The 19,388-nt window shown below is 69.5% G+C and carries 19 protein-coding genes; 11 read left to right on the forward strand and 8 right to left on the reverse strand.

The window, feature by feature from the left end:
- The first annotated feature begins 27 nt into the window (after positions 1-27).
- Together G7072_RS06550 and G7072_RS06555 are read left to right on the forward strand one after the other, a co-directional pair.
- Positions 28-1,137: a glycerate kinase gene (locus G7072_RS06550; protein ID WP_166084803.1), complete on the forward strand. Its 1,110-nt coding sequence runs from the start codon at positions 28-30 to the stop codon at positions 1,135-1,137.
- 112 nt (positions 1,138-1,249) lie between these two features.
- Positions 1,250-1,582 (forward strand): iron-sulfur cluster assembly accessory protein, encoded by a 333-nt coding sequence (locus G7072_RS06555; RefSeq protein ID WP_346766226.1) that lies wholly within the window; start codon positions 1,250-1,252, stop codon positions 1,580-1,582.
- Positions 1,583-1,664: 82 nt separating this feature from the next.
- Here the strand turns inward: G7072_RS06555 and G7072_RS06560 are convergent, their stop codons facing one another.
- Positions 1,665-2,204, reverse strand: a complete 540-nt coding sequence (locus G7072_RS06560; RefSeq protein WP_166084805.1) for a hypothetical protein — start codon at positions 2,202-2,204, stop codon at positions 1,665-1,667.
- Between the two features lie 81 nt (positions 2,205-2,285).
- Entirely contained in the window at positions 2,286-2,489 is a 204-nt protein-coding gene (locus G7072_RS06565) for a hypothetical protein (protein ID WP_166084806.1), read from the reverse strand.
- Positions 2,490-2,589: 100 nt separating this feature from the next.
- Between G7072_RS06565 and G7072_RS06570 the strand changes: the two genes are divergently transcribed.
- The 6 genes from G7072_RS06570 to G7072_RS06595 all read left to right on the forward strand — a co-directional run bounded on the left by G7072_RS06570 (position 2,590) and on the right by G7072_RS06595 (position 9,346).
- Positions 2,590-3,603: a carbohydrate kinase family protein gene (locus tag G7072_RS06570; protein ID WP_166084807.1), complete on the forward strand. Its 1,014-nt coding sequence runs from the start codon at positions 2,590-2,592 to the stop codon at positions 3,601-3,603.
- Between the two features lie 154 nt (positions 3,604-3,757).
- Complete coding sequence (gene coxB / locus G7072_RS06575; protein ID WP_240917174.1) at positions 3,758-4,615, forward strand: cytochrome c oxidase subunit II; 858 nt, start codon at positions 3,758-3,760, stop codon at positions 4,613-4,615.
- Positions 4,612-6,312, forward strand: coding sequence for a cytochrome c oxidase subunit I (gene ctaD / locus G7072_RS06580; protein ID WP_166084809.1), 1,701 nt, complete (start codon positions 4,612-4,614; stop codon positions 6,310-6,312). The genes coxB and ctaD overlap by 4 nt, the downstream gene beginning before the upstream one ends.
- On the forward strand, positions 6,309-6,707 hold the full coding sequence (locus G7072_RS06585) for a cytochrome c oxidase subunit 4 (protein ID WP_166084810.1): 399 nt from the start codon (positions 6,309-6,311) through the stop codon (positions 6,705-6,707). Before ctaD ends, G7072_RS06585 begins: the two co-directional genes overlap by 4 nt.
- A 159-nt stretch (positions 6,708-6,866) precedes the next feature.
- The gene (locus tag G7072_RS06590; protein WP_166084811.1) at positions 6,867-8,123 is read left to right on the forward strand and encodes an Ig-like domain-containing protein; all 1,257 of its coding nucleotides are present in this window, start codon (positions 6,867-6,869) and stop codon (positions 8,121-8,123) included.
- 200 nt (positions 8,124-8,323) lie between these two features.
- Positions 8,324-9,346 carry a DUF559 domain-containing protein gene (locus G7072_RS06595; protein WP_166084812.1) on the forward strand — a complete coding sequence of 341 codons (1,023 nt, stop codon included), beginning with the start codon at positions 8,324-8,326 and terminating at the stop codon, positions 9,344-9,346.
- A gap of 6 nt (positions 9,347-9,352) precedes the next feature.
- Here G7072_RS06595 and G7072_RS06600 read toward each other — a convergent pair whose 3' ends face one another.
- Both G7072_RS06600 and G7072_RS06605 read right to left on the reverse strand, forming a co-directional pair.
- Positions 9,353-10,678: an ISL3-like element ISPfr2 family transposase gene (locus G7072_RS06600; RefSeq protein ID WP_166084814.1), complete on the reverse strand. Its 1,326-nt coding sequence runs from the start codon at positions 10,676-10,678 to the stop codon at positions 9,353-9,355.
- A gap of 632 nt (positions 10,679-11,310) precedes the next feature.
- The gene (locus tag G7072_RS06605; protein ID WP_035904877.1) at positions 11,311-11,622 is read right to left on the reverse strand and encodes an antibiotic biosynthesis monooxygenase; all 312 of its coding nucleotides are present in this window, start codon (positions 11,620-11,622) and stop codon (positions 11,311-11,313) included.
- Between the two features lie 108 nt (positions 11,623-11,730).
- On the opposite strand from G7072_RS06605, the gene G7072_RS06610 reads away from it, so the two are divergent.
- Positions 11,731-12,672, forward strand: coding sequence for a helix-turn-helix domain-containing protein (locus G7072_RS06610; RefSeq protein ID WP_166084815.1), 942 nt, complete (start codon positions 11,731-11,733; stop codon positions 12,670-12,672).
- Positions 12,673-13,294: 622 nt separating this feature from the next.
- On the opposite strand, the gene G7072_RS06615 is transcribed toward G7072_RS06610, so the two are convergent.
- The 4 genes from G7072_RS06615 to G7072_RS06630 form a co-directional block, all read right to left on the reverse strand.
- Positions 13,295-15,040: a cytochrome bc complex cytochrome b subunit gene (locus G7072_RS06615; RefSeq protein ID WP_166084816.1), complete on the reverse strand. Its 1,746-nt coding sequence runs from the start codon at positions 15,038-15,040 to the stop codon at positions 13,295-13,297.
- A gap of 3 nt (positions 15,041-15,043) precedes the next feature.
- Entirely contained in the window at positions 15,044-16,117 is a 1,074-nt protein-coding gene (locus G7072_RS06620) for a Rieske 2Fe-2S domain-containing protein (protein ID WP_240917175.1), read from the reverse strand.
- The gene (locus G7072_RS06625; protein WP_240917262.1) at positions 16,114-16,962 is read right to left on the reverse strand and encodes a cytochrome c; all 849 of its coding nucleotides are present in this window, start codon (positions 16,960-16,962) and stop codon (positions 16,114-16,116) included. The genes G7072_RS06620 and G7072_RS06625 overlap by 4 nt, the downstream gene beginning before the upstream one ends.
- Positions 16,963-17,026: 64 nt before the next feature.
- Positions 17,027-17,677 (reverse strand): heme-copper oxidase subunit III, encoded by a 651-nt coding sequence (locus tag G7072_RS06630; RefSeq protein ID WP_166084817.1) that lies wholly within the window; start codon positions 17,675-17,677, stop codon positions 17,027-17,029.
- Positions 17,678-17,929: 252 nt separating this feature from the next.
- On the opposite strand from G7072_RS06630, the gene G7072_RS06635 reads away from it, so the two are divergent.
- Both G7072_RS06635 and trpD read left to right on the forward strand, forming a co-directional pair.
- The gene (locus G7072_RS06635; RefSeq protein ID WP_166084818.1) at positions 17,930-18,349 is read left to right on the forward strand and encodes a response regulator transcription factor; all 420 of its coding nucleotides are present in this window, start codon (positions 17,930-17,932) and stop codon (positions 18,347-18,349) included.
- 7 nt (positions 18,350-18,356) lie between these two features.
- Complete coding sequence (gene trpD / locus G7072_RS06640) at positions 18,357-19,385, forward strand: anthranilate phosphoribosyltransferase (RefSeq protein WP_166084820.1); 1,029 nt, start codon at positions 18,357-18,359, stop codon at positions 19,383-19,385.
- Positions 19,386-19,388 lie beyond the last annotated feature (3 nt).

A 19,388-nucleotide genomic window follows, 5' to 3' on the forward strand; every position in this document is an offset into this window, starting at 1 on the left:
CGGCCTCCGAGGTGAAGGGAAGCTGACATGAGGGTTCTCGTGGCTCCGGACAAGTTCGCCGGCACGTTGACCGCGGTCGAGGCCGCCGAGGCGATCGCCGCGGGCTGGCGCCGGCACGCGCCCGACGACGAGCTCGACCTCGCCCCGATGGCCGACGGCGGCCCGGGCTTCGTCGACGTCGTCCACACCGCGCTGGGCGGGGAGCTCGAGGTCGTCACCGTGCGCGGCCCCGCCGGCGACCCCACCCCGGCTGCCTTCCTGGTCGCGCGTGAGCAGGGCGACGGCGGCACGGCGTACGTCGAGGCGGCCCAGGCGTGCGGTCTGCACCTGGTGCCGGTCGAGCAGCGCGACCCCGAGCGGGCCACGTCGTACGGCGTCGGCGAGCTGCTGGCGGCCGCGGTCGACGCCGGGGTGTCGCGGGTGGTGCTGGGCCTCGGGGGCTCGGGCACCAACGACGCCGGCGCGGGACTGCTGGCCGCCCTGGGGGCGACCCACACCGGCGGGACGCTGGAGGAGGGCCCGCTCGGGCTCGAGGGCGTGAGCGCCGTCGCCCTGGCACCCGCCCGCGCGCGGCTCGGTGAGGTCGAGGTCGTCGTTGCCTCCGACGTGGACAACCCGCTGCTCGGCCTGCTGGGCGCCACCAAGATCTACGGCCCGCAGAAGGGGGTCGCCGAGGAGCGCATCAGCACTCTCGACGCGCTGCTGGAGGGCTTCGCCCGCGCGACGGCGCCGCGCTCGATCTCGACCCCGGGGGCCGGCGCCGCCGGCGGCCTCGGCTTCGCGCTGATCGCGCTGGGGGCGGCCCGCCGCCCCGGCATCGACGTGGTGTCCGAGGCCTGCTCGCTCGCCGAGCGGGCCCGGGCCGCGGACCTCGTGATCACCGGGGAGGGGGCGTTCGACTTCTCCTCGCGCTCGGGCAAGGTGCCCTCCGGGGTGGCTGCGGTCGCCGCGTCCGCGGTGCGCCCCTGCGTGGCGATCGCCGGCGCGGTGCTGCTCGGCTCGCGCGAGATGCGCACCATGGGTGTCGAGGCGGCCTACGCGCTGGTCGACGTCGTGGGGGAGGAGGCCGCCTTCGCCGACCCCGCGGGCAGCCTGGCGACCGTGGCCGAGCGCGTGGCGCGCTCGTGGTCGCGGTGAGGGGAATAACCGTCGGTGTGCGACGATTGAGGTGATCGACGGGACCTCCGTCGCACCTCTCTCGACGAAAGCGAGCTGCACTGTGACCGAGCAGGTCGAGACCCAGACCCCGATCAGGGCGGACGGCATCAACCTCTCCACGGGGGCCGCCGCCAAGGTCAAGAGCCTCCTGGACCAGGAGGGTCGTGACGACCTCAAGCTGCGCATCGCCGTCCAGCCCGGTGGCTGCTCCGGCATGCGCTACCAGCTGTTCTTCGACGAGCGCGACCTCGACGGTGACATCGTCACCGACTTCGACGGCGTGGAGGTCGTGGTCGACCGGATGAGCTCGCCGTACCTCAACGGCGCCACCATCGACTTCGTGGACACCATCGAGAAGCAGGGGTTCACCATCGACAACCCCAACGCCGGCGGATCCTGCGCCTGCGGCGACTCCTTCCACTGAGCCTCGGGCCGACCGGTCACCGGTCAGCCCTGATCGAGCCGCTCCCGCCTCGGCGGGGGCGGCTCGAGCCGTTCCTGCACCCTCAGGGAGCCGGCTCGACCCGCACCTGCTGGGCGAGGGCCCCGTCGAGGACGGCCCTCCCGTCGAGCGGCGAGTCGAGGCGCACCGAGACCGTGTCGGTCAGGTCGCGGGCCGTGGGGGAGCAGTCCGGCTCGGTGGAGTGGGTGACGGTCACGGTCACCGACACCTCGCTCTCCACCAGGCGCGGGGACAGCAGGTCCGCACAGGTGCCCCGGGGGACGGCGACGTCGAGGTCGAGACGGTCGCCGTCGGTCACGACGTACGACGTGAGCCGCAGGCCGTTGCTCAGCGCGACCGGGACCGGGCCCTCGCTGCTGCCCGCGTCGGCCGAGGCGTCGACGTCCGGGACGGCGAGGACCGGGTCGTTGCCGTCCGGGCCCTGGGGTCCGTTGCCGCTGAAGAGCCACCACAGGAGCACGAACGCGATGACCGCAGCCATCGCGAGGAGGCCGGTCGGGCGACCCTTGCGGCGCACCGCCGGCTCGACCGGAGCGGGAGGCCGGTCGTCCGGGGGCAGGAAGTCGAACGCGGAGGGGGTCATCGCAGACCCGACGCTAGTCCGGTGCGGCAACCCGGAGAGGTGGCGCGGCCCGGACGGGGCTCAGGCGAGGTGCAGCCAGGCTCAGGCGAGGTGCAGCTCGAGGTCGGCGGCCCGCGCGGCCAGCGACTCGCTGATCGCCGGCGTGCCGGCTCCGGCGGCCGCGGCGTGGGCCGGGGCGTCGGCGCGCTGCTGAGGGAGGTGCAGCCGGGTGGTCACGGCGCGGGCGTCGCCGAGCATGTCGGTGAGGGCGACGGCGTCGTCGTACGCGAGTCTCGTGGTGCTCATGCTTCGACGGTAGGGGTTACCGACGGGTCCACCCATTCGTACCGGCAAGTAGTGTTCGAGGGCCCTGTGTCCCCCTGCGTCCCGGCCCCGTGAGGTACTCGTGTCCCTGCTCGTCACCGGCTCCATCGCCACCGACCACCTGATGTCCTTCCCCGGCAAGTTCGCCGACTCGCTGGTGGTCGAGCAGCTGGACAAGATCGCGCTGTCGTTCCTCGTCGAGGACCTCGAGGTCCGCCGCGGCGGGTGCGCGGCCAACATCTCCTTCGGTCTCGGCAGCCTCGGGCTGCGCCCGGTGCTGGTCGGGGCGGTGGGGGAGGACTTCGTCGACTACCGCTCCTGGCTCGAGCGCCACAACGTCGACTGCAGCGCCATCCACGTGTCCGGCAGCCGCCACACCGCCCGCTTCGTGTGCACCAACGACGCGACCATGGCCCAGATCGCGTCCTTCTACGCCGGTGCCATGACCGAGGCGCGCGACATCGAGCTGCGCCCCATCGTCGACCGGCTGGGTGAGCACCTCGGCAACGACGCCTGGGACGGCCGCCCGGCCGTGCTCATCGGCCCCAACGACCCCGAGGCGATGCTGCGCCACACCCAGGAGTGCCGCGACCGGGGCTACGCCTTCCTGGCCGACCCCTCGCAGCAGCTCGCCTTCGGCGACGGGGAGATGATCCGCGACCTCGTCGACGGCGCCACCATCCTGTTCTCCAACGAGTACGAGGCCGCCCTCATCACGCAGAAGAGCGGCTGGAGCGCCGAGGAGGTGCTCGCGCGGGTGGGCACGTGGGTGGTGACCCTGGGCGCCCAGGGCGTGCGCATCGAGACCCACGGTGCCGAGCCCGTCCACGTGGCGGCGGTCCCCGGGGTCGTCCCGGTCGAGCCCACCGGCGTCGGCGACGCCTTCCGCGCCGGGTTCCTGGCCGGGCTGGAGTGGGGCCTCGGCCACGAGCGGTCCGCCCAGCTGGGCTGCGCGCTGGCGGCGTACGTCGTGGAGCGGGTCGGCACCCAGGAGTACGCCCTGCACCACCAGGCGTTCGTGGACCGGTTCGCGTCGGCGTACGGCGCGGAGGCGGCCGCCGAGGTCGCCGTCCGGGTGCGCACCTCCCGCCCCTGAGGGGGCAGGTGTGTCCGACTCGGGACCCTCTGGGGGCGACGCTGTGGAGGACGTGACGTAACACCTCCCGATGTGTGCGGCCCTAGGGTCCTCTGAGGAACCAGTGAGTAGTAGGGTTTCGATGTCCGTCTGTTCGAGGAGAGAGGCCTTCTCAGTGGGTCTGCAGCTGCCCCGACGTGTGCGCAGGGCCTTCGCCGGCCTCGCACTGGTCCTGCCCGTCCTCCTGCTGGGGGCCTGCTCGCAGGACCAGCAGGACGCCTGGCAGCGCGGTGCCATCCCGGAGGGCGCCTCCGACCGCTCCGACGCCATCATCACGCTGTGGCAGTGGACCTGGGTCGCGGCCCTCGCCACCGGTGTCCTCGTGTGGGGGCTCATCGCCTACGCGGTGATCAAGTTCCGCCGTCGCAGCGACGACGAGATCCCCGTCCAGACGCGCTACAACCTGCCGATGGAGATCCTCTACACCGTCGCCCCGGTCGTGATGGTGCTGGTGTTCTTCAACTTCATCATCCAGGCGCAGGACGAGGTCCAGGCCGCCCCGGGCGAGCCCGACCACACGGTGAAGGTCGTGGGCCAGCAGTGGTCGTGGACCTTCAACTACATCGAGGACGAGGCCCTCGACGGTTCCACCACGGTCTACGAGGCCGGCACCCCGGCGGACCCGCCGACGCTCTACCTCCCGGTCAACGAGTCGGTGAACTTCGAGCTCTCCTCGCCCGACGTCATCCACTCCTTCTGGGTGCCGGCGTTCACCTACAAGATGGACGTCGTGCCCGGTCGCGACAACGAGTTCACGATGACCCCCACCCGCGAGGGCACGTACGCCGGCAAGTGCGCCGAGCTGTGCGGCACCTACCACTCGCGGATGCTGTTCGACGTCAAGGTCGTCAGCGCCGAGGAGTACGCCCAGCAGCTGTCCGAGCTCGAGGAGCAGGGCAACGTGGGCGAGGCGCTCGGCGGCTCGGACTCGGTGACCCAGGACGGCCTCGACGAGACAGGAGAAGGCGAGTGACCGCCACCGCTGAGCCGACCAGGACCACCGCGGCCCCGCGCAAGACGCTGGGCCAGCAGGTCGTCCGGGTCCTCACGACCACCGACCACAAGCTCATCGGCAAGCTCTACCTGGGCACGTCGTTCGCCTGGTTCCTGGCCGCCGGTGTGATGGCGCTGGTCATCCGCTCCGAGCTCGCCAGCCCCGGTCAGCAGTTCGTCAACGACGAGCTCTACAACCAGCTCTTCACGATGCACGGCACGATCATGCTGCTGCTGTTCGCGACGCCGCTGTTCTTCGGCTTCGCCAACGTGATCATGCCGCTGCAGATCGGCTCGCCCGACGTGGCGTTCCCGCGGCTGAACATGCTGAGCTACTGGTTCTTCCTCTGGGGCGGCCTCATCGCGGGCTCCGGGTTCCTCACGCCCTCGGGCGCGGCCGGCTTCGGCTGGTTCGCCTACACGCCGCTGTCGGACGCCGTCCGCAGCCCGGGCGTCGGTGGCGACCTGTGGGTCATGGGTCTGTGGCTGGCCGGTCTGGGCTCGATCCTCGGTGCGGTCAACTTCGTCACCACCGTCATCTGCATGCGCGCGCCCGGCATGACGATGTTCCGGATGCCGATCTTCACCTGGAACGTGCTGGTCACCAGCATCCTGGTGCTCATCGCCTTCCCGATCCTGGCCGGCGCCCTGCTGAGCCTCGAGGCCGACCGATTGTTCGGGGCCCACATCTTCGACGCCGCCCATGGTGGCCCGATCCTCTGGCAACACCTGTTCTGGTTCTTCGGGCACCCGGAGGTCTACATCATCGCGCTGCCGTTCTTCGGCATCGTGACCGAGATCCTCCCGGTGTTCAGCCGCAAGCCGGTCTTCGGCTACGTCGGCCTGGTCGGTGCCACGCTCGGCATCGCGTTCCTCTCGGTCGCGGTGTGGGCGCACCACATGTACGTCACCGGCGCGGTCGACCTGGCCTTCTTCTCCGGCATGACGTTGCTGATCGCCGTACCCACGGGTGTGAAGTTCTTCAACTGGATCGGCACGATGTGGGGCGGCTCGCTGTCCTTCGACAACGCCATGCTCTGGTCGGTCGGCTTCCTCACGACGTTCCTCTTCGGCGGCCTGACCGGCGTCATCCTGGCGGCCCCGCCGCTCGACTTCCACGTGTCCGACAGCTACTTCGTGGTCGCGCACTTCCACTACGTCGTGTTCGGCACGGTGGTGTTCGCGATGTTCGCCGGCTTCTTCTTCTGGTGGCCCAAGATGACGGGCAAGATGCTCGACGAGCGTCTCGGCAAGCTGCAGTTCTGGATGCTGTTCGTCGGCTTCCACACCACGTTCCTGGTGCAGCACTGGCTCGGCGCGGAGGGCATGCCGCGGCGCTACGCCGACTACCTGCCCAGCGACGGCTTCACCTTCCTGAACCAGGTCTCGACCGTCGGCTCGTTCGTGCTGGCCGCGTCGATGCTGCCGTTCTTCTACAACGTCTACAAGTCCTCGCGCGGTCCCGACGTCACCGTCGACGACCCGTGGGGCTGGGGCCGCTCGCTCGAGTGGGCGACCTCCTGCCCGCCGCCGCGTCACAACTTCGTGACCATCCCGCGGATCCGTTCGGAGTCCCCGGCCTTCGATCTCCACCACCCCGAGGTGGCGGCGATGGAGCTGGGCGAGAGTGACCCGGAGTCCTCCGGCGTCGGTGGTGGAAAGGGCGTGCACGGGTGAAGACCGAGTCCTGGATCTTCGGGATCTGCGCAATCTTCGTGTGGCTGGTGAGCCCGCTCTACTGGGTCATGTCGAAGGACTGGACGGGCACGTCGGCGCTGGTCATGACCGCGCTGCTGGCCACGATGGTCTTCGGCTACCTCTTCTTCCACGCCAACCGGCTGGACCCGCGACCGGAGGACCGCTCCGACGCGGAGATCGCCGACGGCGCCGGTGAGCTGGGCTTCTTCCCGCCCTACTCCTGGTGGCCGCTGTGGTGCGGGCTCTGCCTCGCGGTCATGGTCTTCGCCGTGGCGAACGCCGCCTGGTGGCTCTTCATCCTGGGCGGGATCATCGGTGCCTCGGCGCTGAGCGGACTGATCTTCGAGTACTACAAGGGCGAGCACGCGCACTGACGCCGGCAGGATTTGAGCTGCCGCTCCCTGACGCGCGCGCCCGGTGAAGCGTTGTCCGCGAGGCAGGTGATTCCCGCCACGCTCGCGGAGTGCGGGTTACCGACGGGTCGGTTGTTACGCTGACGAAGACAGCCGTCGATCCCGAGGGGGGATTCCCGCATGCCGTCCCGTCGTGCACGTTCCGCACGCACGCTCCGCCGCTCCGTCGCGCTCTCGACCGCCGCCGTGACCGCGGTCGGGTTGCTGGGCGCCTGCAGCATCATCGAGGGTGACGGCAGCAGCCCGTCGCAGGAGCCCGGCTCCTCCGACCGGGCCGGCGCGAGGGCCGAGGGCACGGTCGCGAAGCCGCAGTCGGCCGTGCGCCTGGACCTCAACCTCCCGGCCCGTGCCCAGGCCCCGGTGCCGGTAGACACGCTGCTCGCGGTCTCGGCCGAGTCCGGCTCGCTGGACAAGGTCTCCTTCACGACCGGCCGCGGTGCGGCCGTGCCGGGGGAGATGAACAAGAAGGGGACGGCCTGGACCGCCTCCGAGCGGCTCGAGCCGGGCACGACGTACCGGGTGGAGGCGAAGGGTGAGGACGCCGACGGCCTGCCCAAGACGCTGTCGCGCACGTTCCGCACCGCCGACCTGACCCTGGACGACCAGACCTACGCCAGCATCGCCCCGCTCGACGGCGAGACCGTCGGCGTCGGCATGCCGGTCATCGTGACCTTCGACGTCCCGGTCACCGACCGGGCCGAGATCGAGCGCCACCTCGACGTGCAGTCGAGCCCGGTCCAGCAGGGCTCGTGGTACTGGATGTCCGACACCGAGGTGCACTGGCGTCCCAAGACGTACTGGAAGCCCGGCACCGAGGTCACCGTGGACGCCGACGTCAACGGCGTGAACGCCGGCAACGGCATCTTCGGCCAGGAGGACCGCGAGGCCAGCTTCACCGTCGGCGACTCGCTGTTCATGAACATCGACGTGCAGGCGCACACGATGAAGGTCGTGGAGAACGGTCGTCTGCTCCGCACCATCCCGATCAGCGCCGGCAAGCCCGGCTTCACCACCCGCTCCGGCGTGAAGGTGATCATCGAGAAGTTCGAGAGCAAGCGGATGGACGCCGCGACGACCGGCATCTCCGAGAGCGACCCGGAGTACTACAACCTGAGCAACGTGCAGTACGCCCAGCGCGTGACCTACTCCGGCGAGTTCATCCACGCCGCCCCGTGGTCGGTGGGCTCGCAGGGCTCGGAGAACGTCAGCCACGGCTGCGTCGGCATGAGCACCGAGAACGCCGGGTGGCTGTACTCGCTCACCCAGCGCGGTGACGTCGTCGACGTGACCGGGACCGACCGCCCCATGGAGCTCTCCAACGGCTTCGGCGACTGGAACCTGTCGTGGGCCGACTACCAAGAGGGCTCCGCCCTCTAACCCTCCCTCGCGAGGCGTCGGTTGTGCAGGCGCGAGGCGTCGGTTGTGCAGGCGCGAGGCGTCGGTTGTGCAGGCGCGAGGCGTCGGTTGTGCAGGCGCGAGACGTCAACAAGTGTCGCCGTCTGATCCCTGACCCGCTCGATATCCACAGATCATGGGCGTGAACCCATCGACCGAGCGGCTTGATCGACACTGCTGCGATGCAGTTCGATAATCACTCGCTCGACCTGGGCCGCCTGGCCCACGTCGGACTCGCAGACGGGCCCTTCACCCGGTACGACGCGCTCCGAGCCAGCGTCTCGCGTCACCTCCTGGATCGCTGGGTCAAGGAGGGGATCGTGCGCGTGCCGTTGCGCGGCGCCTATCTCTCCTCGGCGCTGACAGACACGGTCGAGTTGCGGGCTCGCTGCCTGGCGAAGGTGGTCGCCCCGCATGTCGTCATCGTCGATCGGACAGCGGCATGGTTGTGGGGCGTCGACACCTACGCCCTGGCTGAGCTGAAGTTCCCTCTACCCATCGACGCATTTTCCTTGCGGGGCGGTTCGCGTGTCCGTCGCGGCGGAGTTCGAGGTGGCACCAGGTCACTCTCGGTCGACGACTGGACTTGGGTCGAGGGCGTGCGCGTGTGTACGCCGCTGCGCACCGCTCTCGACCTGGCGTGCAGCTTGAGTCGCTACGAAGCCGTCGCCGCTCTGGATGCTCTGCTCCGTGCTCAGGGGATGAGCCAGGAAAGCTTGCTGCAGCAGCTGCCGCGCTTCAGAGGACGTCGGGGGGTCATCCAGGCGCGCGAGGTCGTGCGGCTCCTCGATCCTCGCGCTGAGTCCCCAGGTGAGTCCGTCACCCGCGTCGTGATCGTGGAGGAGGGACTGCCGAGCCCCGAGCTCCAGGTCTCGGTGTTCGACGAGCGTGGCAATCCGGTTTATCGGCTCGACCACGCTTACGAGGAGCTCAAGATCGGGATCGAGTACGACGGCGAGGAGCACCACACCTCAGCGGAGGACCGTCGGCACGATGCGGAACGGCGAGCGTGGCTGCGCGCCCACGGGTGGATCATCATCGTCGTCACGAAGAGCGACTTCGCCGTACACAAGCGCAGCGAATGGATCGACGCCATCCGCAGCGCTCGGTGTGAGCGTCTCGAGGAGCGGCGTGCACTTCGTGCTCGGCCGCTGCAGCGCGCTGACCGCGTGACGAGGGAGCAGCTTGGCCTGCGCTCGGCGTAAAGGGGCTCATCCCAATCGGGGGTGTAGGAGTTGGGGTCTTAAGCCGCCGGTCTCGAGCAGGCTTCGGGCGATGTAGTTGGTCAGGTTGCGGAACCCGAGTGCGGAGCCGCGCAGGTGTTCGAGCTGTCCGTTGAGCGCCTCGGTCGGCCCGTTGCTGGTGCCGGGTCGTTCGAAGTAGGCGAGCACGTCAGCGGCTCGCTTCTTCAGGGTCCGGCCCAGGGTGGTGAGCTCGGTGAGCACCTTGGGGACGCCGGCGCTGAGGTCGGTGATCAGCTTCTCCATGAGCTCGCGGCCGCGTTGCCGGTCCTCGTGGCGATAGGCGGCGATCATGCGCTGGTAGACACCCCAGGTCGCCTCGACCTCGACGTGAGCGTCATCAACGAACAGCGCGCGTAGCCTGTCGCTCTGCTTGTCGGTGAGCAGGTCCGCGCCGGTGTGCAGCGTGCGCCGCGACTTGTAGAGCGGGTCGTCCCTGAACCCACGGTGCCCGTGGATCGCGAGTTGGACCCGGCGCCGGCACCTGTCGAGGGCGTCACCGGCCAGGCGCACGACGTGGAAGGGATCCATCACCGTGACCGCGCCCGGGACCTCCTCTGCAGCGGCGGTCTTGAACCCGGTGAAGCCGTCCATCGCGACCACCTCGACCGCGTCACGGAAGGCGTCGTCGCGGTCGGCGAGCCAGGTCTTGAACGCCGCCTTCGACCGGCCCTCGACCATGTCCAGCAGCCTTGCTGGGCCGGCGCCATCGCGGACCGGGGTGAGGTCGATGATCACGGTGACGTACTTGTCGCCACGCCTGGTGTGGCGCCAGACGTGCTCATCGACGCCAATGACCTTCACGCCCTCAAACCGCGTGGGGTCGTTGATCAGCAGCCGCTTGCCTTCAGCCAGGACCGCGTTGTTGGCGGTGTCCCACGCGACCCCGAGTCCCTCGGCGACACGGGCGACGGTGAGGTGTGCGACCACGATCCCTTCCAGCGCCCACCGCAGTCCGGTGCGCGAGAGCTTCGCGCGTGGCTCCGCCGCGGCGCTGGTGTCTTGGCGCCACACGTGTCCGCAGTCGGCACAGCGGTAGCGGCGCACTACAACTTCCAGCACGGTCGGTCGCCAGCCCAGCGGCTCGTGGGCCAACCGCCGGATCACGGTGTCACGAGCAGCGCCTTCGCTGCCGCACCGTCGGCACCACTGATCTGGTTCCACCACGCGGCACGCGAGGACTGCACGATCCGGTTCAAGTCGTTGTCCGGTCACGCTCAGACCGAGGCCGTCGAGTCGAGCGAAGGCGGTCAGGTCAGGGCGGCCGAAGCCGGCCGGCGGGGTAGCGTCGGACACGTCGAGGTCTTTCGGATGGATGGCGTAGGAACCTCCGTCGTCGGCAGACCTCGACGTCTATCTGCGGACCGACGCGCCCGGCCGACCTACACCGTCATCTGAGAAGACCCCTGAAACGTCTTCGACGACGACGGGACCGGCGAGGAGGAGGGCGCGGTGAGCTAAAGGAATGGAGCTTGCTCGGCTTCGACGCCGCCGCAAGCTCCGGTGAAACGGTCGGTACTGGTCGGTCGTCGTCGGTCGCCACCGGATGGCGGCGTCCCCCACGCTCGGCGTTTGCGCAGGTCAGCGGCTCGTTCGCCCAGTGGGCGCATCAAGCGATAGACGCAAAGCCGACGTGATTAGGTCGTCGCTTCGATTCCGACAGGCGGCTCCGGCGAACAGCCCCTGACCTGCGGAAACGCAGGGCAGGGGCGGTTCGGTTCTGGTGGTCGCGCGATGCGCTGGCCTCACGGCTCTGCCCGACACCGACGTCGCTCTCCTCTGCGACGGACCCCTCGCCGGCTGAGCGCTCGCGGCCGGCATCCTGTCCGCGTGCCGATAGGCCTCGCACCGCTCGGCAACGCAGCGTGGCGTTGCGTCGCGACCCGGCGACGGCTCGGCGGGGCGCGATCGTCTCGTGCGTTGGCGGACTACGGGAGCTTGGACGCGAGGACGTCGGCCGCCAGGATCTCGGGTGCTGCGCCGAGGAGGTGCTGGTTGGCCATCAGGGCTGCGACGATGGCGCCGTTGGCGTGGGCGTCGCGAGCGGCCTCGTCGGGGAATGCATCGAAGATCCAGAAGGTGTCGGCGTGGGTCCTGACCGCGAACCAGACAATCGTTCCTACTTCTTCGTTGGCGAGCGCGACAGCGCCGGCGAGCAGATCGGCGAGCGCGTCGTGCTGTCCATCGGCCGCGACGATCTTGGCGACGAAGGCATACGGAAGTGATGCGGGTGCGGACATGAGGGGTTCTCCTAGGTGTCGAGGTTTCTTGGTGAAGCGAGTTCAGCGTATGACGGGCAAGGGCAGGCGAGAAGTGGCGTATACGGCAGTATTGCTATTGTTCGCGCCATGCGTATCGGACTGATCGCGATCGACGGCTGCTTCGGTTCGGCTGTCGCGTCGGTCATCGACATCGTGCGGGTGGCCGACGGAGCCCGCGGCGATGTCGACCCGCGGATCGACCCGATCGAACTCGCCATCCTCGGACCGAAACGGAGTGTGACCACGACGGCATCGATGACCCTGTCGGTGGACCACCCGCTGTCGGAGTCCGCAGAGTTCGACGTGGTCGTCGTCCCTGCGCTTGGAACCCTCACGGCCGCCGCTACCAACGACGCCCTCCAGAGCCGAGATGCTCGTTCGGTTATCGCCTCGCTCGGGCGCCTCGACGACGCGACCACCCGGATCGCCGCGGCGTGCACCGGCGTGTTCGCTGTCGCCGAGACCGGACGGATGCATCATCGGCGGGCGACGACCAGCTGGTTCCTGGGGCCGGAGTTCCTGAAGCGCTATCCGACCGTCGCCCTCGATCTCGACACCATGGTCGTGGTCGACGGGAACCTCGTCACCGCCGGCGCCGCGTTCGCCCACATCGACCTCGCGCTCTCACTCGTGCGATCGATCAGCCCCGACCTGGCCCAACATGTCGCCAAGCTCCTCATCATCGACGAGCGTCCGTCGCAGGCGGCCTTCGTCGCCTACGAACATCTCCGGCACGAGGACCCGATCGTCGTCGAGTTCGAACGCTTCGTGCGCGCCCGCCTGGACGAACCGTTCAACGTCGCCTTCGCCGCGCAGTCGCTCGGCACCAGCCGGCGCACCCTCGAACGACGAGTCCGTGCGGCGCTCAACCTCACTCCGCTCGGCTTCGTCCAACGGCTTCGCATCGAACGAGCTCGGCACCTCTCAGCAACCACGGACCTCACCTCCGCCGAGATCGCGCTACGGGTCGGCTACGCGAACGCCGAGACTCTGCGCTCCCTCCTGCGTAGGGAGCGACGCCGTTCCTGACCTATCGCCATGCCTGTAGCCGGTGTCCTAGTGCTCGACTGGAACCACCTCTCAGCACGTCGCGTCGACGCTCCTGCGTCGCCCCTGGACGACCCACTCGACACGCCCGCAGCACAGGCCATGTGACGTGTCCCGGCTTCCCGGACGGTCGGGGTTGGGTGGCTGTGATGTCGCTGCGTTCTCGTCGAGGGGGTCAGCAGACTCGATCAGGGTCGATTGGGATGAGACGCGAAGGCGGTCAGGTCAGGGCGGCCGAAGCCGGCCGGCGGGGTAGCGTCGGTCACGTCGAGGTCTTTCGGATGGATGGCGTAGGAACCTCCATCGTCGGGAGACCTCGACGTCTACCTGCGGACCGACGCGCCCGGCCGACCTACACCCTCATCTGGGAAGAGCCCGTAAAGGCCGACGGTGCGAGCACCGCCAACGGCCGGACTGGCGTCTCGCGCCTGCAGAACTGGCGTCTCGGACCTGCAGAAGTGGCGTCTGGCGCCTGCAGAACTGGCGTCTCGTGGGGGGAGGGGAGGGGTGGGGGAAGCGGACGCGGAACGCCCCCCCGGCGCTGGGCGCGGGGAGGGCGTTCCGGTGGTGCAGTGACCGGGTCGGGTCGACCGGACCCGGTCGGTCAGTGGCCGGGGCGGAGGGGCTCGTCGGCCGGGCCGACCGAGCGGCCGTCGTACTGGTGACCGTCCGCGGCGTGGCCGGCGAGGGCCGCCTGCCGCTCCGCCTCGAGCTCGTGGTCGGCGTGGTGGTGCGCCGCCTCGAGCTCTTCGCGGGTCGGCACGGCGACGTTGTCGGCGAACCACAGCTTCGACAACCGCGACCGCAGCTGCATGACCTTGAGCTGGCGGGCCTTGACGCCGTTGGCGTCGGTCTCCGACGGCGCGTGGTAGACCTCGTCGCGGTGCCCCGCGGTGAGGGTGTACGCCGACTCCACCGAGATGGGCAGGTGCCGCTCGGAGTAGCCGCCCTCGGGGGAGCGCATGATCACGCCGGTCTCGTAGCCGTGCAGGAGCTTCTCCGCGTCCTGGCGCTGGAGCGAGATGCACCAGCGTCGGACCAGGATGAACGCCAGCGGCGGCAGGATGAACACCGCACCACGCATGAAGTACGTGATCGTGTTCAGGTCGAGACTGAACAGGTTGGCCAGGATGTCGTTGCCGCCGGCGGCCCAGAGCAGGCCGTAGAGCGTCATCATCGCGACCAGGAACGCCGTCCGGTTCGGGGCGTTGCGCGGGCGCTGCAGCAGGTGGTGCTCCCGCTTGTCGCCGGTGATCCACGCCTCGATGAACGGGTAGGCCATCATCGCGCCGAGGATCACGAACGGCATGATCTGCCCCGGGATCATGACGTTCCAGCTGATGGTGACGCCGAAGATCGAGGTCTCCCAGCCCGGGAAGATGCGGAGCAGTCCCTCGGCCAGACCCATGTACCAGTCCGGTTGGGAACCTGCCGTGACCTCGGCCGGGTTGTAGGGGCCGTACTTCCACACCGGGTTGATCGACAGCAGGCCACCCATGAGGGCGGTGACGCCGAAGACGATGAAGAAGAAGCCACCCGCCTTGGCGGCGTAGATCGGCATCATCGGGTAGCCGACGACGTTCTTCTCGGTGCGGCCGGGCCCGGGCCACTGGGTGTGCTTCTGGAAGACCAGCAGCATCATGTGGGCACCGATGAGCCCCAGCAACAGTCCGGGTATCAGCAGCACGTGGGCGATGTAGAGGCGTGGAATGATCACCTCTCCTGGGAACTCGCCGCCGAACATGAAGAACGACATGTAGGTGCCGACCACCGGTGTGGCCTTCACCAGGCCGTCCGCGATGCGGAGACCGGTGCCCGAGAGCAGGTCGTCGGGAAGCGAGTAGCCGGCGAAGCCCTCGAGGATGCCGAGGAGCAGCAGCACGCCGCCGATCATCCAGTTCAGCTCACGCGGCTTGCGGAACGCGCCGGTGACGAAGACGCGGATGAGGTGGACGAACATCGCGGCCACGAAGAGCATGGCGGCCCAGTGGTGCATCTGCCGCATGAGCAGACCGCCGCGGACGTCGAAGGAGATGTGCAGCGTCGACTCGTAGGCCTCCGACATCTCCAGGCCGCGGTAGGGCTGGTACGAGCCGTCGTAGATGACCTCGCCCATGCTGGGCTTGTACCAGAGCGTGAGGAACACGCCGGTCAGCAGCAGGACCACGAAGCTCCACAGCGCAATCTCGCCGAGCATGAAGGACCAGTGGTCGGGGAAGACCTTGCGCAGCTGCTTCTTGCTCAGCCCGGCCATGCCGGTGCGCTCGTCGGCCCAGTTGGCGACGGCACCGGCCGGGTTCTTCTTGGCCGGCTTGCGCGGTGACTTGGCGGCAGTGGTGCTCGTGCTCATGGATCAGCCTCTTTCCCAGAAACTCGGGCCGACGGGCTCCAGGAAATCGCTGGTGGCGATCAGGTAACCCTCGGAGTCAACTGCCAGAGGCAGCTGGGGAAGGGCCCGCGCTGCGGGTCCGAAAATAACCTTGCCATTGTCGGCCAAATCGAAGGTCGACTGGTGGCACGGGCAGAGCAGGTGGTGCGTCTGCTGCTCCCACAGGGAGATGGGGCAACCCACGTGGGTGCAGATCTTGGAGTAGGCCAGGATGCCGCCCACACCCCAGTCGGCCTTGTCCTCGTCGGGGGTGATGTCGTCGGGCTCCATGCGTACGACGATGATCGCCGCCTTGCCCTTCTCGACGAGCTGGTCGTGGCCCTCGATGGTCTCCTCGCCGTAGGGCTCGCCGTTGTAGAAGATCTCGGGCTCGGCGTTGATGAGCTGGCCGATCTCGACGTACTCGGGCTTGATCGGGGTGCCGGCGACGTCGTTGACGACGCGCATGCCCTCGGTCCAGACGGTCTTGTACCACCCCTTCGGCGGCAGCGGACCGAGGTCGCGCAACGCCACGATGGCGGGGAGCCCGAGGGCGCCGACGGCACCGAGGAGCGAGTTGCGGATCAGGGGACGTCGGGCGATGCCGGAGTCGTCGATGCCCTGCTGCAGGGCGCCGATGGCCTCCTCGCGGTCGGCGTCGGAGGAGCGGATCGCGTGGCGGTCCTCGGCGATCTCCTCGTCGTTCATCAGCTTGCGCGACCACTGGATGGCACCGATGCCGATGCAGAGCAGGGCCAGGCCCAGGGTGACGCCGAGGGCGACGTTGGAGGCGCCGAAGCCGAGGACGACCGTGGGCTCGTCGCCGATCTCGAAGACGAAGTAGGCCACGCAGAACGCCAGCGACATCACGGTGGCGAAGCCGAAGAGGCCGGCGATCTGCCGCTCCGCGCGCTTCTCGGCCCGCGGGTCGACGTCGGTCGGCCGGGGGAGGTGCTCGGGCAGACCGGGGTCGGCGATGGGGCCGGTCTCGGCCCACGTGCGATCACGCTCGGCGGGCGTCTGCCCCGTGCCGTTGGTGGTGCGGTCGATCTCGGTCACGCCTGTGCCCCCTTCCGGGAGGTTCGTGCGGTGTGGGAGGCGATCCAGATCGCGAAGCCCACGAGGGAGCCGATGCCGACGACCCAGGCGAACATGCCCTCGCTGACGGGGCCGAGGGCACCCATGCCGGAGCCGCCGTAGTTCGGGGCCTCCTCGATGCTCTGCAGGTAGGCGATGATGTCGCGCTTCTGCTCGGGCTCCAGGACCTCGTCGGAGAACACCGGCATCTGCTGCGGGCCGGTGATCAGGGCCTCGTAGATGTGGACGGGCTCGACGCCGACCAGGGTGGGTGCGTACTTGCCGCCCGGCAGCGCGCCGCCGGTGCCGGCGAAGTTGTGGCACGCCGTGCAGTTGGTGCGGAAGAACTCGCCACCGCGGACGATGGCCTCCTCGCGCTCGTCCTCGGGGATGGTGTCCGGGTCGTACATCTCCGCGTCGGGGATGGCCGGTCCGGGGCCGAGGCTGGCGACGTACGCCGCGAGCGCTGCGGTCTCCTCCTCGGTGTACACGGGCGCCTTGTCGGGTGCCTGCGCGCCGGGGGCGGCCATGGGCATGCGACCGGTGCCGACCTGGAAGTCGACGGCGGCGGCGCCGACGCCGACCAGCGAGGGGCCGTACTGGCCGCTCTCGGTGGTGATGCCCTCGCCGTTCTTGCCGTGGCACGACGAGCAGCCGACCAGGAACAGCTCGCGGCCCTGGGACACCTGGTCCTCGGTGGCCGCATCCTCGGCTGAGGCCGGAGCGAAGGCGGAGTAGAACCCGCCCGTCATGAGCAGGGCGAGGAGCAGCACCACGGGCCCGGCGATTCGGCTGCGCCGGCCGGCGGAAAGTCGAGCACTCAGGATTCGCACTTGGTTGTCCTCGTTGTCCCTCTACTCAGTGTTCGTGCGGTCGGGCGGTGCGGATGGCTCATTGCAGGACGTAGATCGTGAAGAACAGCGCGATCCACACCACGTCCACGAAGTGCCAGTAGTACGACACGACGATCGAGGTGACCGCCTGCTCGTGGGTGAACTTTCGCGCCAGGTAGGTGCGGCCCAGCACGAAGAGGAAGGCGATGAGCCCGCCGGTGACGTGGAGACCGTGGAAGCCGGTGGCGAGGTAGAACGCCGAGCCGTAGGCCGACGACGAGAGCGTCAGTCCCTCGTGGACGAGCTCGGTGTACTCCAGCGCCTGGCCACCGATGAAGACGGCACCCATGACGTAGGTCAGGATGAACCACTCGCGCAGGCCCCAGCCGCGGACGTTGAACACCTTGCCTGTCCGGCCGACCTGACCGCGCTCCGCGGCGAACACGCCGAGCTGGCAGGTCACCGACGACAGCACCAGGATCACGGTGTTCGTCGTGGAGAACGGGATGTTGAGCAGCTCGGTCTCCTGCGCCCACAGCTCGGGGCTCACCGCACGGATCGTGAAGTAGGCCGCGAAGAGTGCGGCGAAGAACATCAGCTCCGAGGAGAGCCACACGATCGTGCCGACGCTGACCATGCTCGGTCGGTCGTGATGCCCGTGGAGCCGGGACGCGGGGATGACTGCAGTCGATGTCGCCACGAGCGCCATTATGTCGTGAACCCTCGCCCATGGCACCCCGACCCCCGCGTGGGAGTGGTCATCTTCTTCACACCGTGACGTCGGCGCGGCAGGGGTGTCCGGATTGCCCGATACCTGGGCAGTGCTGTGGACAATTGCGCCAGACCTCTTTTCGGGCTTCCACACCCCGATCAGGTCGTACGGCGATGGGCCGCGCCCGGCGCGCCACCGCCGCGGCCGGGCCCGGGTCCCGGTCGGGGGCCCGACGAGTACCATCGTCGCGTGACCGACGCCCAGCAGCCGACCACGCCCCTGTCCGTCCTCGTCTACAGCGACGACAGCCACACGCGTGAGCAGGTCATGCTGGCCCTCGGGACGCGGCCGCACCCGGACCTCCCGTCGGTGGACTACATCGAGGTGGCGACCGAGCCGATGGTGATCCGGCACCTCGACACCGGCACGATCGACCTGGCCATCCTCGACGGTGAGGCCGCACCGGTGGGCGGCCTGGGCATCGCCCGCCAGCTCAAGGACGAGATCTTCAACTGCCCCCCGGTCCTGGTCCTGACCGGTCGCCCGGAGGACGCGTGGCTGGCCACCTGGTCGCGAGCCGAGGCCGCCGTACCCCACCCGCTGGACCCGCTGCTGCTGGCCGAGACCGTGATCCGGCTGCTGCGCGAGCGCGTCCCGGCCACCCGCTGAGCACCCGGTGACCCCCACCTGGCCCGAGGTGCTCTCGGCTCTGACGGCACGAGCGGACCTCTCCGGCACGCAGGCCACGTGGGCCATGGAGGAGATCCTGGCCGGTGCGGCCAGCCCGTCGCAGATCGCGGGCTTCGCCGTCGCGCTGCGGTCCAAGGGCGAGACCGTCGAGGAGCTCGGCGGCCTCGTCGAGGCGATGTTCGCCCACGCCCGCCCGCTCGACCTCCCGGGCCGCTGGCTGGACGTCGTCGGCACCGGGGGAGACCGCTCGATGTCGGTCAACATCTCCACGATGGCGGCCATCGTGGCCGCGGCCGCCGGCGCGCCCGTGGTCAAGCACGGGAACCGGTCGGCGTCGTCGAAGGCCGGCACCGCCGACGTGCTCGAGGAGCTGGGCGTCCGGCTCGACCTGGCTCCCGAGGACGTCGCGCGGGTCGCCCACGAGGTCGGCATCACGTTCTGCTTCGCTCCTGCCTTCCACCCGGCGCTGCGTCACGCGGCGGTGCCGCGACGTGAGCTCGGGATCGCGACCACCTTCAACGTGCTGGGCCCGCTGGCCAACCCGGCCCGTCCCGCCGCGCAGGCGATCGGCTGCGCCGACGTCCGGATGGCGCCCCTGATGGCGGGGGTCTTCGCCCGCCGCGGCGTCGACGCCTGGGTCTTCCGGGGCGAGGACGGCCTCGACGAGCTCACGACCACCGGCGCCTCGCGGGTGTGGGCGGTCCGCGGCGGAGCCGTCACGGAGGCGCGGGTGACGCCCGGCGACGTGGGACTCGAGCAGAGCTCCCCGGAGTCCCTGCGCGGCGGCGACGTGACCCACAACGCCCAGGTCGTGCGCGACCTGCTGGCGGGGCGTCCCGGACCGGTCCGCGACGCGGTGGTGCTCAACGCCGCGGCCGGCGTCGCGGTGCACGCCGCGGGTGACGGCGAGGTCGTCGAGCAGCTGCGCGCCGCGAGGTCGCAGGTCGAGACCGCCATCGACAGCGGCCAGGCCGCCGGCCTCCTGGAGCGGTGGGTCGCCGCGACTCGCGCCTGACCC

This window comes from Nocardioides sp. HDW12B (assembly GCF_011299595.1).
Classification (GTDB): domain Bacteria; phylum Actinomycetota; class Actinomycetes; order Propionibacteriales; family Nocardioidaceae; genus Marmoricola_A.